This is a genomic window from Mycobacterium sp. NGS39 (assembly GCF_059812765.1).
In genome coordinates this window covers 200,610-215,008 of record NZ_JCALDH010000003.1, presented here as the reverse complement: position 1 = coordinate 215,008, position 14,399 = coordinate 200,610, and the positions used below count along the sequence as shown (strand labels likewise).

General features: G+C 65.7%; 13 protein-coding genes, 2 tRNA genes and 1 pseudogene. 5 read left to right on the top strand and 11 right to left on the bottom strand.

Annotated features, from left to right (window positions below):
* Nucleotides 1–16 precede the first annotated feature (16 nt).
* A pseudogene (locus AC5Y39_RS05710) lies at nucleotides 17–1,116 on the bottom strand (cystathionine gamma-lyase).
* Between the two features lie 6 nt (nucleotides 1,117–1,122).
* The gene (locus tag AC5Y39_RS05705; RefSeq protein WP_500016481.1) at nucleotides 1,123–2,103 is read right to left on the bottom strand and encodes an NAD(P)H-dependent glycerol-3-phosphate dehydrogenase; all 981 of its coding nucleotides are present in this window, start codon (nucleotides 2,101–2,103) and stop codon (nucleotides 1,123–1,125) included.
* Nucleotides 2,104–2,255: 152 nt separating this feature from the next.
* On the opposite strand from AC5Y39_RS05705, the gene cofC reads away from it, so the two are divergent.
* The 3 genes from cofC to mutT1 all read left to right on the top strand — a co-directional run bounded on the left by cofC (nucleotide 2,256) and on the right by mutT1 (nucleotide 6,059).
* Complete coding sequence (cofC, locus tag AC5Y39_RS05700; RefSeq protein ID WP_500048189.1) at nucleotides 2,256–2,906, top strand: 2-phospho-L-lactate guanylyltransferase; 651 nt, start codon at nucleotides 2,256–2,258, stop codon at nucleotides 2,904–2,906.
* Between the two features lie 73 nt (nucleotides 2,907–2,979).
* Nucleotides 2,980–5,169 carry an RNA degradosome polyphosphate kinase gene (locus tag AC5Y39_RS05695; protein WP_500016282.1) on the top strand — a complete coding sequence of 730 codons (2,190 nt, stop codon included), beginning with the start codon at nucleotides 2,980–2,982 and terminating at the stop codon, nucleotides 5,167–5,169.
* A complete protein-coding gene (gene mutT1 / locus AC5Y39_RS05690) occupies nucleotides 5,169–6,059 on the top strand; it encodes an 8-oxo-(d)GTP phosphatase MutT1 (RefSeq protein WP_500016281.1) in 891 nt (296 codons plus the stop codon). The genes AC5Y39_RS05695 and mutT1 overlap by 1 nt, the downstream gene beginning before the upstream one ends.
* 70 nt (nucleotides 6,060–6,129) lie before the next feature.
* On the opposite strand, the gene AC5Y39_RS05685 is transcribed toward mutT1, so the two are convergent.
* The 3 genes from AC5Y39_RS05685 to leuC form a co-directional block, all read right to left on the bottom strand.
* Nucleotides 6,130–6,783 carry an HU family DNA-binding protein gene (locus tag AC5Y39_RS05685; RefSeq protein WP_500016280.1) on the bottom strand — a complete coding sequence of 218 codons (654 nt, stop codon included), beginning with the start codon at nucleotides 6,781–6,783 and terminating at the stop codon, nucleotides 6,130–6,132.
* Nucleotides 6,784–6,983: 200 nt separating this feature from the next.
* Complete coding sequence (leuD, locus tag AC5Y39_RS05680; protein WP_500016279.1) at nucleotides 6,984–7,580, bottom strand: 3-isopropylmalate dehydratase small subunit; 597 nt, start codon at nucleotides 7,578–7,580, stop codon at nucleotides 6,984–6,986.
* Between the two features lie 18 nt (nucleotides 7,581–7,598).
* A complete protein-coding gene (gene leuC / locus AC5Y39_RS05675; RefSeq protein ID WP_500016278.1) occupies nucleotides 7,599–9,026 on the bottom strand; it encodes a 3-isopropylmalate dehydratase large subunit in 1,428 nt (475 codons plus the stop codon).
* Between the two features lie 39 nt (nucleotides 9,027–9,065).
* On the opposite strand from leuC, the gene AC5Y39_RS05670 reads away from it, so the two are divergent.
* Complete coding sequence (locus AC5Y39_RS05670) at nucleotides 9,066–9,767, top strand: IclR family transcriptional regulator (protein ID WP_500016277.1); 702 nt, start codon at nucleotides 9,066–9,068, stop codon at nucleotides 9,765–9,767.
* A gap of 21 nt (nucleotides 9,768–9,788) precedes the next feature.
* Entirely contained in the window at nucleotides 9,789–10,286 is a 498-nt protein-coding gene (locus AC5Y39_RS05665; RefSeq protein ID WP_500016276.1) for a PPOX class F420-dependent oxidoreductase, read from the top strand.
* Nucleotides 10,287–10,326: 40 nt separating this feature from the next.
* On the opposite strand, the gene AC5Y39_RS05660 is transcribed toward AC5Y39_RS05665, so the two are convergent.
* From AC5Y39_RS05660 to AC5Y39_RS05635, 6 genes are all read right to left on the bottom strand, one after another.
* Nucleotides 10,327–10,686 (bottom strand): HNH endonuclease signature motif containing protein, encoded by a 360-nt coding sequence (locus AC5Y39_RS05660; protein WP_500016275.1) that lies wholly within the window; start codon nucleotides 10,684–10,686, stop codon nucleotides 10,327–10,329.
* 12 nt (nucleotides 10,687–10,698) lie between these two features.
* Entirely contained in the window at nucleotides 10,699–11,673 is a 975-nt protein-coding gene (locus tag AC5Y39_RS05655; RefSeq protein WP_500016274.1) for a DUF222 domain-containing protein, read from the bottom strand.
* A 137-nt stretch (nucleotides 11,674–11,810) separates the two neighbouring features.
* Nucleotides 11,811–11,883, bottom strand: a tRNA-Glu gene (locus AC5Y39_RS05650).
* Between the two features lie 62 nt (nucleotides 11,884–11,945).
* Nucleotides 11,946–12,017, bottom strand: a tRNA-Gln gene (locus AC5Y39_RS05645).
* A gap of 94 nt (nucleotides 12,018–12,111) precedes the next feature.
* The gene (gene gltX, locus AC5Y39_RS05640; RefSeq protein ID WP_500016273.1) at nucleotides 12,112–13,578 is read right to left on the bottom strand and encodes a glutamate--tRNA ligase; all 1,467 of its coding nucleotides are present in this window, start codon (nucleotides 13,576–13,578) and stop codon (nucleotides 12,112–12,114) included.
* Complete coding sequence (locus AC5Y39_RS05635; protein WP_500016272.1) at nucleotides 13,575–14,354, bottom strand: fumarylacetoacetate hydrolase family protein; 780 nt, start codon at nucleotides 14,352–14,354, stop codon at nucleotides 13,575–13,577. Before AC5Y39_RS05635 ends, gltX begins: the two co-directional genes overlap by 4 nt.
* Nucleotides 14,355–14,399: the final 45 nt, after the last annotated feature.

Genomic DNA, 14,399 nt, shown 5'->3' with positions numbered 1-14,399 from the left:
CGCGGCCGGCAGCCGCTCACAGCGCGCCTTCGACGTCGGCCACCAGGTCGTCGGTGTCCTCGATGCCCGCCGACAGCCGCACGAATCCGTCGGGCACCGGGTCGCCCCATCGCGCGCGTCGGTCGACCGACGTGTGAATGCCCCCGAAGCTGGTCGCGGCAACCAGCAGATTGCTGCGCGACACCAGACGGTTCACCGCGGCGGCGTCGGCGAGTTCGAACGCGAGGACCCCGCCGAAACGGCGCATCTGCCGGGACGCAGTCGGATAGGCCGGATCGTCCGAAAGACCGGACTACCGCACCGAGCGGACCGCGGGATGAGATCGCAGCGCGGCGGCCAGCGCTTCGGCGTTGCGGCACTGGCGTTCGAACCGCAGGCCGGCGGTGCCAAGACTGCGCAACACCAGCCAGGCGTCGAACGCACCGAGAATCGGCCCGCTCAGCAAGCGCTCTGCGGCCACCGCCGCAAGGATCTCCGGCCGGCTGGCCGCCACATATCCGGCGACCACGTCGCTGTGTCCGGCCAGAGCCTTCGTCGCGCTGGCCACCACCACATCTGCGCCCAGCGCCAGCGGCTGCTGACCCAAAGGTGTCGCGGTGGTGTTGTCGACGACCAGCGTCGCACCGCGGCCGCGGCAGATCGTCGCCAACCGGTGCAGGTCCACGACATCGAGCAGCGGATTGGCTGGCGACTCGGCTAGCACCACGTCGGCGCCGACGGCCGCGTCGTACATCTGATCTGTCGCCGCTTCGCGTACGGCGACACCTTGTGCGCCAAGGTATTCCGCCGCATATCGGCGCACTGATAGTAGCCGTCGGCGGGCACCACGAGCACTTCTGAGGGCCGGGCCAATACGCGCAGCACCGCGGTGATCGCCGCCATGCCCGAGCCGAACACCAACGCCTGTGCCGCACCCTCAAGCCGCGCGATCGCTGACTCAAGTTGGCGCCACGTGGGATTGGACGCGCGACCGTAAGTGTCGAACTCGTCTGATTCGTCGGGCGAAAGGTGATACGCCGACACCGGCACCGGTGGAGGTCCCAGCGGCTCTCCTGGAACCGGTTGTCCGCCAACGGCTTTCACACAGCGAGTGGAGTCACCGTACGGGGCCGGCACCGTCGCTCACTCCGGCCGGGTGCGTCGCCCGAGCAGCAGCGCCATCGCGTCGTGCACGGAAAGACCGTGGTGGCACACCTGATTCACCGCATCTGTCAACGGCATTTCGACGTCATAGCTCGACGCCAGCGCCAACACTGATTGGCACGAGGTCACGCCCTCTGCGACGTGCCCGGCGGCCGCCTCCATGGCCGACTCCATGGTGCCGCCGCGACCCAGCCGCTCGCCGAAGGTGCGGTTGCGCGAATACGGCGACGTACAGGTAGCCACCAGATCACCCACACCGGCCAGGCCCGCCAAAGTCGCCGGCTTCGCGCCGACCGCGATGCCCAGGCGCATGATCTCGGCGAGGCCGCGAGTGATGATGGCCGCGGCCGTGTTCTCGCCCAACCCCACCCCCGCCGCCATACCGCACGCGAGCGCGATGACGTTCTTGCACGCACCACCGATTTCGACGCCTATCACGTCGGCGTTGGTGTACGGCCGGAAATAGCCGGCGCTCAGCATTCGCTGCACAGCCACCGCGCGGCCGGAATCGCTGCATGCAATCACGGTCGCGGCAGGTTGGCGCTCGACGATCTCGCTGGCCAGGTTCGGTCCCGACAGCACCGCGACACGCGACGGGTCTGCGCCCGTCACCTGCACCACAACCTGACTCATCCGCATCAGGGTGCCCATCTCGATACCCTTGGCCAGGCTGACAAGTGTCGCGTCTGCGTCGATCAGCCCCGTCCATTCGGACAAGTTGGCACGCAGCACCTGCGCCGGGACCGCCAGCAGCACAGTTGTCGCACCGGTCAGCGCCTTGGCCGGATCGGCGGTGGCCCGCACGTCCGTCGGCAACTTCGCGTTGCCCAGGTAGCGGCGGTTGCGATGTTCGGAGTTGATCTCGTCGGCGATGTCGGGGCGTCTTGCCCACACCGTCACCGAATTGCCGGCATCGGCGAGCACTTGGGCCAGCGCGCTGCCCCAAGCACCCGCCCCCATCACCGCGACGTCACAAGCCGGTCGCTCGGACAAGCCTCGCTGCATGCCCTCTGGTCGCTCGGACAAGCCTCGCTCCGTGCCCTCTGGTCGCTCGGACAAGCCTCGCTCCGTCCCCACCGCCTTACCCTAACCGCACATCCCGGGCTGGCAGGATGACCACTATGGGCGGTGACGTCGGTCTGATCATCGCCGTCAAGCGGCTCGCGGTGGCCAAGACCCGGCTGGCACCGGTCTTCTCGGCGCCGACCCGCGAGCGGGTGGTGCTGGCCATGCTGCTCGACACCATCGCCGCGGCGGCGAAGGAGCCGTCGCTGGCGGCGATGACGGTGGTGACACCGGATGAGGTGGTCGCGGAGGCGGCGCGGCAGCTCGGCGCAGACACTCTGGCTGATCCCACACCGCCCGGCCACCCCGACCCGCTCAACAATGCGATCCTGGCCGCCGAATCGGTGATCGCGGCCTCACCGGATCCGCCGCCGAACAAGGTTGTGTTGCAAGGGGATTTGCCAGCGCTGCAAACGCAGGAGCTCAGCCAGGCGATCGCCGCGGCGCGCGCACATCGACGAAGCTTCGTCGCCGACCGGCACGGCAGCGGAACGGTGGCACTGTTTGCGTTCGGCACCGCGCTGAAGCCTGCCTTCGGCGCGGATTCGGCTCGGCGGCACCGTGATTCGGGTGCAGTCCAGCTGACCGGCGCATGGCCCGGATTGCGCTGCGACATCGATACTCCCGATGACCTACAAGCCGCCCGTCGACTCGGCGTTGGTCCGGCCACCGCTCGAGCGATCGCGCTGGGCAGGTGAACGGAAATAGGACAGCGGGTTGCCGATCGTCACATCTTCGGCGGTGAGTGGCCCGTTCCGCCGCCGATGAGGAATGATCGACAAGGTGACTGAAACCGAAGCCGACGTCAGTGCGCCAGAAACACAGTGGCGTTCCGCTGCCAGGCCTGGCGCGGTTGACTCAGCCCCGGAGGCGCCGCCGGCGGCCACCGCGGAAGCGGTCGTCGATGCCCTGCCCGAAGACCGCTACCTCAACCGAGAACTGAGCTGGCTGGACTTCAACGCCCGTGTCCTCGCGCTGGCCGACGATACGTCGCTGCCCCTGCTCGAACGCGCCAAGTTCCTGGCGATCTTCGCGTCCAACCTCGACGAGTTCTACATGGTGCGGGTGGCCGGGCTCAAACGCCGCGACGAAATGGGATTGTCCGTTCGCTCGGCAGACGGACTGTCGCCGCGAGAACAGCTGCGGCGGATCGGCGAACGCACCCAGCAACTCGCCAGCCGTCACGCCAGAGTGTTCCTGGATTCCGTTCGCCCGGCGCTCGCCGACGAGGGCATCGTCATCGTGACGTGGGACGACCTCGACGACGTCGAGCGCGACGAGTTGTCCGCCTATTTCCACGAACAAGTCTTCCCCGTGCTGACGCCGCTGGCGGTCGATCCCGCTCACCCCTTCCCGTTCGTCAGCGGCCTGAGCCTGAACTTGGCGATCACCGTCAAGCATCCCGAGGACGGCGGCCAACACTTCGCGCGAGTCAAAGTGCCCGACAACGTCGACCGGTTCGTCCAATTGGGCAGCCGCCGGGGCGTCGACGGCGCCGTGCGTTTCTTGCCGATGGAAGAGCTGATCGCGGCCTTTTTGACTGTGCTGTTTCCGGGCATGGAGATCGTCGAGCACCACGCCTTCCGCATCACCCGCAATGCTGATTTCGAGGTCGAAGAGGACCGCGACGAAGATCTGCTGCAGGCACTCGAGCGTGAGCTGGCCCGGCGGCGGTTCGGTTCCCCGGTGCGGCTGGAAGTCTCGGACGACATGACCGAGCACATGCTCGAGTTGCTGTTGCGTGAGCTAGAAGTCCACCCGGGCGACGTGATCGAAGTCCCGGGCCTGCTGGATTTGTCGTCGTTGTGGCAGATCTACGGCGTCGATCGCCCGGCGCTCAAAGACCCGCCGTTCGTTCCGGCGACGCACCCGGCGTTCGGTGAACGCGAAACACCCAAGAGTATTTTCTCCACCCTGCGCGACGGCGACGTGCTGGTGCACCACCCGTACGACTCGTTCTCCACCAGCGTGCAGCGCTTCATCGAACAGGCGGCCGCGGATCCAAACGTGTTGGCCATCAAGCAAACTCTGTACCGCACGTCTGGTGATTCACCGATAGTCAATGCGTTGATCGACGCCGCGGAAGCCGGCAAACAGGTGGTGGCGCTGGTCGAGCTGAAAGCCAGGTTCGACGAGCAGGCCAACATCAAATGGGCGCGCACGCTGGAGCAGGCGGGCGTGCACGTGGTGTACGGACTCATCGGATTGAAGACGCACTGCAAGACCTGCCTCGTGGTGCGCCGCGAAGGATCGGTCATCCGGCGCTACTGTCACGTCGGCACCGGCAACTACAACCCGAAAACCGCACGGCTGTATGAGGACATCGGGCTGCTCACTGCCGCCCCCGACATCGGCGCAGACCTGACCGACCTGTTCAACTCGCTGACCGGCTACTCGCGCAAGATGTCGTACCGCAACCTATTGGTAGCGCCATATGGGGTGCGGAAAGGGATCATCGAGCGGATCGAGCGGGAGATCGACGCGACGCGCGCGGGTGCGCAGGGCCGAATCCGGCTCAAAGCCAATGCGCTTGTCGACGAGCAGGTGATCGATGCGCTGTACCGCGCATCCCGGGCCGGCGTGCGCATCGACGTGGTGGTCCGCGGCATTTGCGCATTGCGGCCTGGGGCTGCCGGTTACTCCGAAAACATCAGTGTGCGTTCAATTCTGGGCCGCTTCCTCGAACACTCACGGATCTTCCACTTCAATGCCATCGACGAGTACTGGATCGGCAGCGCCGACATGATGCACCGCAATCTCGACCGGCGCATCGAGGTGCTGGCTCAGGTCAAGGACCCCAAGCTGACCGCCCAACTCAACGACATCTTCACCTCGGCGCTGGATCCGTCGACGCGCTGCTGGGAACTCGGATCCGACGGTCAGTGGACTGCGGCACCTCAGGCAGGTCATACCGTGCGTGATCACCAGGTCTCGCTGATGGAGCGGCACCGGCATCCCTGATGGCGAAACCGATTCGTGCAGCCGGTGCGGTGCTGTGGCGTTTTGTCGACGGCTCTGCGGACGTCGAAGTGGCATTGATCCACCGGCCCCGCTATGACGACTGGTCGCTGCCCAAGGGCAAATTGGATCCAGGTGAGACCGAACCGGCGGCGGCGGTGCGCGAAGTCTTCGAGGAGACGGGCCAACTCGCGCATCTGGGGCGCGCACTGGGCACGGTGCGCTATCCGATCGACCAAGGCGTCAAACGCGTGCGGTACTGGGCCGCGCGCGGTTTAGGCGGGCTCTTCACGCCCAACGACGAAGTCGACGACCTCGTGTGGCTGTCGGCCACCGACGCGATGGGCAAGGTGTCCTATCCCCATGACCGGAAGATCTTGCGGCGCTTCAGCGAGCTGCCCGCCGACACCAAGACAGTGCTGATCGTCCGCCACGGCACAGCGGGCAGCAAGAAGCGGTACAAGGGTGACGACCGAAAGCGGCCGCTGGACAAGCACGGTCGCGCACAAGCCGAATTACTGGTAGGCCAGCTGCTGGCGTTCGGCCCCACCTCGGTGTACGCCGCAGACCGTGCCCGGTGCATCCAGACCGTTGCACCGCTTGCCGACGAGCTGCACGCCGAAATCGCCGCAGAGCCCACTCTGACGGAAGAAGCGTATTGGCATGATCGCGACAAAGCGCGTCGGCGCGTACTGGAAATCGCCGAGCAGGACGGCACCCCGGTGATTTGCAGTCAAGGCAAGGTCATTCCGGATCTCATCCAGTGGTGGTGTGAGCGCGACGGAATCCGGCCGGCCAAGAGCCGAAACGCCAAGGGCAGTACCTGGGTGCTGTCGCTGCACGGCGGCAAGCTCGTCGCGGCTGACCACATCCCCAGCCCAGCGCCGCGCTGACGGCACGCGGATCCCGGCAACGCAAACCGCCGCGGGTGGTTCGCACCCGCGGCGGTCAGCGTCGGTGAATTTACTTGCGGCCGCGCTTAGCCGGAGCCTTCTTGGCCGCAGTCTTCTTGGCCGGCGCCTTGGTGGCCGCCCGCTTGGTGGTGGCCTTGCGCGCGGTCGACTTCGCAGGAGCCTTCTTGGCGGTGGTCTTCTTGGCCGCCGACTTGGTGGCCGTCCGCTTGGTCCCCGCCTTCTTCGCGGTGGTCTTCTTGGCGGCCGACTTAGTAGCGGTCCGCTTGGTTGCGGCCTTCTTGGCCGGCGCCTTCTTGGCCGCCTTCTTCGCCGTGGCCTTCTTGGCCGGCGCACGCTTGGTCGCCTTCGACGCGGCAGCCTTCCTGCCCGAGCGACCGCCTCCACTCGATCCGCGCTTCACCGCAGGACCTTCGGCCGGGAGTCGCTGTGCGCCAGACACAATCGCCTTGAACTGTGCGCCGGGACGGAAAGCCGGAACAGAAGTGGGCTTCACTTTGACCGTTTCACCGGTGCGCGGATTGCGCGCGACGCGCGCCGCGCGGCGACGCTGTTCGAATACACCGAAACCGGTAATGGTGACGCTCTCGCCCTTCTGCACCGCGCGCACGATGCTGTCGACGACGCCTTCCACGGCCTCTGTCGCGTGGCGACGATCCGAGCTCAATTTCTTTGTCAGTTCGTCGATGAGCTCTGCCTTGTTCATGCATACCCTCCGAAGCCAGCGGTCCCAATCTGGACCGACTAGAGGACACGGTAAACCCTCGACCTGCTGATTTCCAAGAGCCACGCGCAATTTCAAGCAAATTCGGACGAATTATCCGCAATCCGCTTGCCGCGCTTGGCAGGTGGCCGGGTGGCGCCGAAACGGCGCGCGACGCCACCGATTTGGCCGATCTTGATCGCTCAGATCACCGCCGACGTGGTTGGTTTCCACGCCGGCCGAGCCGCTTCGAAGGCGTCGATCTGATCGACTTTTCGCAGCGTAAGGCCTATATCGTCGAGTCCTTCGAGCAGTCGCCAGGCGGTGTAGTCGTCAATCGTGAACGGCACCACCACGGTTGCTGCTGCCACTGTCCGATCTTGAAGATTGACAGTGATTTCCAAGCCCGGATTCTGCTCGATCAGCTTCCAGAGCAGTTCGACATCTGACTGGGCGACTTCGGCTGCCAGCAAGCCCGCCTTACCCGCATTGCCGCGGAAAATATCGGCGAATCGCGACGAGATCACCACCCGGAAGCCGTAGTCCATCAGCGCCCACACGGCATGCTCGCGTGACGAACCCGTGCCGAAGTCGGGCCCGGCCACCAACACCGACCCCTTGTCGAAGGGTGCGATGTTCAATACGAAATTGGGATCGTTGCGCCACGCGGCGAACAACCCGTCGTCGAATCCGGTTCGGGTGACTCGTTTCAGATACATCGCAGGGATGATCTGGTCGGTGTCGACGTTGGACCGCCGCAGCGGAACTCCGATCCCGGTGTGGGTACGAAACGCTTCCATTGCTGATCTCCTCAGAATTCAGTTCAGGTCCGCGGGGGCGGACAATTTGCCGCGGACGGCTGTTGCGGCGGCAACCGCCGGTGACACCAAATGTGTCCGGCCGCCCTTGCCTTGGCGGCCCTCGAAATTGCGGTTCGACGTCGACGCGCACCGCTCGCCGGGCGCGAGCTGATCCGGGTTCATGCCCAGACACATCGAGCAGCCGGCCTGACGCCACTCCGCTCCGGCAGCGGTGAATATCTCGTGCAGTCCTTCGGATTCGGCTTGCGCGCGCACCCGCATGGAACCTGGCACCACGAGCATCCGGACGCCGTCGGCAACTTTGCGGCCGCGCAACACGTCGGCGACCACCCGCAGATCTTCGATTCGCCCGTTCGTGCAGGAGCCGACGAATACCGCATCGACGGCGATATCGCGCATCGGCGTACCGGGGCGCAGATCCATGTACGTTAAGGCTTTTTCGGCGTCGCGGCGCTGGGCCTCGTCGGTCATCAACTCCGGGTCGGGCACCGCCTCCGACAGGGGAACGCCTTGGCCCGGATTGGTGCCCCAGGTGACAAACGGGCTCAGAGTCGAAGCGTCGACGTACACCTCGGTGTCGAATTCGGCACCCTCGTCGGTGCGCAGCCGGTCCCATTCGGCGACCGCGAGATCCCACTGGTCGCCGGACGGCGCATGCGGACGACCGCGCAGATAGTCGTAGGTCGTCTGGTCTGGTGCCACCATGCCTGCGCGTGCGCCGGCCTCGATGCTCATGTTGCAGATCGTCATCCGGCTTTCCATCGACAGCGATTCGATGGTGCTGCCGCGGTATTCGATGACGTATCCCTGGCCGCCACCCGTTCCGATCTTGGCGATCACCGCCAAGATGATGTCTTTGGCCGTCACACCGGGCGGCAGCTGGCCGTCGACGTTGACCGCCATTGTCTTGAACGGCCGCAACGGCAAAGTCTGCGTAGCCAGAACGTGTTCGACTTCCGATGTGCCGATGCCCATGGCCAACGCGCCGAAGGCGCCGTGCGTGGACGTGTGGCTGTCGCCGCAGACGATGGTCATGCCGGGCTGCGTGAGACCGAGTTGCGGTCCGATGACGTGGACGATGCCTTGCTCGGCATCCCCCATCGGATGCAGGCGGATGCCGAACTCAGCGCAATTGCGCCGCAACGTCTCCACTTGAGTGCGCGAGACCGGGTCGGCGATCGGCTTGTCGATGTCGACCGTCGGCACATTGTGGTCCTCGGTCGCGATCGTCAAATCCGGCCGCCGCACCTTTCGTCCGGCAAGACGTAGTCCGTCGAATGCCTGCGGGCTGGTGACCTCGTGGATGAAATGCATGTCGATGTAGATGAGGTCGGGCTCGCGCGAGGCGCCGCTACCCGATCCACGGGCGACGACGTGCGCGTCCCACACCTTCTCTGCCATCGTGCGCGGACGATCAGGGCTCATGACTGGCTATCTCACAATCTGGGACGTTAGTATCTCGATATGAGACAGGATAGCGGCATCGGAGTGCTGGACAAAGCGGTGGGGGTCTTGCACACCGTGGCGGATTCCCCGTGCGGACTGGCGGAGTTGTGCGAGCGCACCGGGCTGCCGCGCGCGACAGCTCACCGACTGGCCGCAGGCTTGGAAAAGCATCGGCTGCTGGCCCGCGACGGCCAGGGCCGGTGGCGACTGGGCCCGGCGCTGAACGAGCTGGCAGGGCAGGCAGCGGATCCGCTTGTCGCCGCCGGTGCGGCAGTGCTGCCGCGGCTGCGCGAGCTCACCGGCGAAAGCGTGCAGCTGTACCGGCGCGAGGGAACCTGGCGGGTCTGCATCGCCGCAATGGAACCGCCTGCGGGGCTTCGCGACACGGTTCCGGTGGGCACCCGGCTACCCATGACCGCAGGCTCCGGGGCGAAAGTCTTGTTGGCATACAGCGATGCGGCCACCCAGCAGGCGGTGCTGCCGTCGGCGAAGTTCACCGAGCGGACCCTGGCCGAGGTGCGCCGACGGGGCTGGGCGCAGAGCGCCGCAGAGCGTGAACCCGGTGTGGCGAGTGTCTCCGCGCCCGTGCGCGACGGCCGGGGCAACGTGATTGCCGCTGTGTCGGTGTCCGGCCCGATCGACCGAATGGGCCGGCGGCCCGGTGCACGCTGGGCGGCCGATCTGCTGGCCGCCTCCGAGGCACTGACGCGGCGGCTCTGATCGCCTGACAGACTGACCGCCATGGGCACTAACCAACGGGCGCAGATTGTGATGTCGCAGGCCGAGATCGACGAGTTCGTCGCCAAGAGCCGCAATGGAACGCTGGCCACCATCGGACGCGACGGACAACCGCACCTGACGGCGATGTGGTACGGCGTCGTCGACGGCGAAATCTGGTTCGAAACCAAAGCCAAGTCGCAGAAGGCTGTCAATGTGCGCCGCGATCCCCGCATCACGTTCCTGTTGGAGGACGGCGACACGTACGACACGCTGCGTGGCGTGTCGTTCGAAGGCACCGGCGAAATCGTCGACGATCCGGACGCGATCTTCCGCGTCGGCGTCAGTGTCTGGGAACGCTACACCGGCCCGTACACCGACGAGGCGAAGCCGGCGGTGGACATGATGATGAACAAGCGAATCGCAATTCGGTTGGCTGTCAACCGCGTTCGCTCATGGGATCACCGAAAGTTGGGGATGCCTCCGATGCCGCTGGCCGGATCGACGGCGCCGACCGCGTAGCAGTCAATCGTCGGCTCTGATCTCGGAGTGCGATTCGCCCCTACGGATCGTCATCGTCTTCGAGATAGCGGCGGGGGTGAAAGTAATTGTTGGTGCCGGGTTTTCGGCGCAGATGTGGCGGGGGCGTCCATTCGACGATGCCGTTGTCGTTCAGGCGGGCGCTCCAGCCTTCGTCGTGGAGTTTGTGGTCGGTGTGGCAGCCGAACGCCAGGTTGTTGGGTTCGGTGAGGCCTCCGCGCGCCCACGCCTTGAGGTGCATCACTTCGCATTCGTAGCCGGGCTTGTCACAACCCGGCGCGGTGCACCCACCATCGCGCGCGTGCAGCACGACCCGCTGATCGGCACTCGCAATGCGGGTGCGCCCCAGATACAGCGGCCGATTGGAATGTTTGTCGAACACGGCCAAATAGTGCTAGGCCGCACTGGCCATCTTGATGACATCGCGGATCGGCAGCCAACTGCCACCACCAGTCTCGGCCCTCCCCGCTCCTGACTCCAGCTGCTGCACGGTAGTGCGCACGATGATCGTCGCGGGCAACCCGCGGTGCTGACCCAGCGAGCCGGACGCCAGCACCGCGCGGCCCATCGCCGTCAGCGCGTCATGAGCCCGCTGCGCCCGGCTGCGGGTATCACGGCGCACCGCCTCTTCGGGAGGTTCACCGTCCACTGTGGGGGTCGACTCTGCCGGATTGCATATGCCCGGCGCGCCGAGTTTGGCGATCACCGCATCCAACGTCGCCCGCAGCTGCGGATCGGCGATCAGCGTGCCCTTGGTCATCCCATCGGAGCCTTGCCGTCCCCAGCGAAAGCCGCGCTTACGGGCGCGATCGGCGTCGGAGAAGTGACCGTCGGGATTGATCAGTGCGGCCATGTGATTGGCGGCCTTCTGCAGTTGATCGGGGCGCAGCTCGGCGGCCATCGTGGCTAGCATCTGCTCGGCGCGCTCACGCTGGTCGAACCCCACGCTGGCCGGCAGCTGATGAAAGTAGCCATGGATCACCGCCACGTGCTCGGCCCCGATCGCACCGTTGCGCACCTGCGCGGCAGTGGTGGGCCACCACGGTTGCAGCCCTTCACCGGTCACCGACCGCCGATGCCCGAGGTGTCGGGCATCCCTGATCAACCGCCCCGCGGCCTCCGGGCGGATCTTGAGTCGATCAGCCAGGACCCGGGGAAGCGGCCCACCGATATCGGCGGGCACCGCCCGCTCGATGAGCTGGTTGATCAGTTCGTACTGCGGTGCGGCACACTTGCGCGCGATCGTCGTGAGCCGCTCCGTGACCGCCACACAATCCAGCGCCGACAACGCGTCGAACGACAGCCCGCCCAGCGCGTCGGCCCCGGCTTCCAGCCGGTCCAACGCCGCAAGTACCGCATTCGAACACATGAGCGAATGTTATCGCTTCACCGCGACAGCAGCAGTCACTCATCCACAACCGGAATGGTCTGGGGACAAAGCTGATTCGCGGTGGCCGAAATGTCAGATGGTCATGCTGTGGCCGCTGACGGCAATGCCGAATTTTGTAGCCCCGATGGGATTCGAACCCACGCTACCGCCGTGAGAGGGCGGCGTCCTAGGCCGCTAGACGACGGGGCCGTGAACAATCCGGGTTGTCAGCATAGCCGACGCACCGACGCGGACACTAATCCACGATTGAGCTGGGGTACCAGGACTCGAACCTAGAACGGCTGAACCAGAATCAGCTGTGTTGCCAATTACACCATACCCCAATGGTGGCCATAATCGCTGGTCAGAGACCTAAGAGCAGTTTACCGGCGATCATCGGGCTGTCGTGCAGATTACCAAACGTCTCGGGATGCCTCGTCATTCCCCAGGGTCGCCGACCAGGCCCCGCGCGTCGCGCAGCCGCTTCATGCTGCGCTCACGCCCTAGTAGCACCAGCGACTCGAACAGCGGCGGGCTGATCGTCGAGCCGGTCACCGCAACCCGGATCGGACCGAACGCCTTGCGGGGTTTGAGGCCCAGCCCGTCGACCAGCGCACCCTTCAGCGACGCCTCGACGTTCTCCACCGACCAGTCCCCCACCCCGTCGAGTGCCGACACCGCAGCGTCCAGCACCGGGCCGGCCGGTGGGCCCAACTCCTTAGCGGCGGCCTTCTCTTCGATGACGTAGGCGTCGTCGTTCAAGAACTTCAGCAATCCCCACGCGTCCCCGAGCACGACGATGCGGGTCTGCACCAGTCGCGCCGCCTCGCCGAACTGCTCCCCGGAAACGCCCAATTCGAGTCCGCGCTCGGTGAAGAAACCGCGCAGCCGCGCCGTGAAATCGTCGGGATCCAGCAGCCGGATGTGCTCGGCGTTGATCGCGTCGGCCTTCTTCTGGTCGAATCGGGCAGGGTTCGCATTGACGTCGGCGACGTCGAACGCAGACACCATCTCGGCGAGCGTGAACACGTCTCGGTCCGGCGCAATCGACCAGCCCAGCAGCGCAAGGTAATTCAGCAGGCCTTCTGGAATGAAGCCACGCTCGCGATGGGCGAATAGGTTGGACTGCGGGTCGCGCTTGGACAACTTCTTCGTGCCCTCGCCGAGAACCGTTGGCAGATGACCGAATTCGGGCAGACGATCTGCGACGCCGATCCGCATCAGCGCCTGGTACAACGCAATCTGGCGCGGGGTGGACGGCATGAGGTCCTCTCCGCGCAGCACATGGGTGATCTTCATCAGTGCGTCGTCGACCGGATTGACCAGCGTGTACAGCGGTTCTCCGGTGCCCCGGGTCAACGCGAAGTCCGGGATACTTCCTCCGGCATAAGACATCTCACCACGCACCAGATCGTGCCAGCCAAGCTCGGTGTCGGGCATGCGCAACCGCACCACCGGGCGCCGACCCTCCGCTCGGTACGCCGCACGCTGCGACTCGGTCAAGTCGCGGTCGTAATTGTCATATCCCAGTTTGGGATTGCGCCCGGCAGCCACATGTCGCGCCTCGACCTCCTCGGGCGTCGAGAAAGCCTCGTATGCCTCCCCCGCCTCGAGCAGCCGGCGCAGGACGTCGCGGTAGAGCTCGAGCCGCTCGGACTGCCGGTACGGGCCATACGGCCCGCCGACCTCCGGCCCTTCGTCCCAGTCCAAACCCAGCCACCGCAGCGCGTCGAGCAGCGCCAGGTAGCTCTCCTCGCTGTCACGCTGGGCATCGGTGTCCTCGATCCGAAACACGAACACCCCGCCGCAGTGCCGCGCATAAGCCCAGTTGAACAATGCGGTGCGGATCAGCCCCACATGCGGCACCCCGGTTGGCGACGGACAGAAACGCACCCTAACGGTCATGAGTTCCCCTTGCGCACAACGGGATTCGTCAATGTCCCGATGCCTTCGACTGTCACGCTGACCGTGTCGCCGTGTTCGATCGGCCCCACACCGTCGGGTGTTCCGGTCAAAATCAGGTCGCCGGGCAGCAAAGTCATCACTGCCGACACCCATTCGATGATCGCCCCGACATCATGAATCATCAACGACGTGCGGCTGTCTTGACGGACCTCGCCGTTCACCTCGGTACGGATCGCCAGATCTGACGGGTCGACATCCGTGGCGATCCACGGCCCGACCGGACAGAACGTGTCATGGCCTTTGGCGCGTGTCCACTGTCCGTCTTTGCGCTGCTGGTCACGCGCAGTCACGTCGTTGGCGACGGTGTAGCCGAGGATGTTTTCGCTGGCGCGCGAGGCGGGAACGTCCTTGCACGGCCGCCCGATCACGGCGGCCAGCTCACCTTCGAAGTGCACCGGATCCGCGTTCGCCGGCAGCTGGATCGGCACGTTCGGCCCGATGATCGCCGTATTGGGCTTCATGAAGATGATCGGGTCGTCGACCTGCCCGCCGCCCATCTCCTCGATATGCGCCGCATAGTTCTTCCCGATGCAGACCACCTTGCTGGCCAAGATCGGCGCCAGCAGTCGCACGTCCGCCAGCGGCCACTGCCGGCCCGTGAACGTCGGCGTGCCGAACGGATGCTCGGCGATCTCGCGTGCGATCGCGTCGGCATCGTGCCCTTCGATCGCGACGAACGCGACACCGTCCGGGCTGGCTATTCGACCAAGGCGCATTCCGAACAGCCTAACGGCGGGTGAGCATGCGCCGCGTCGGCCTCT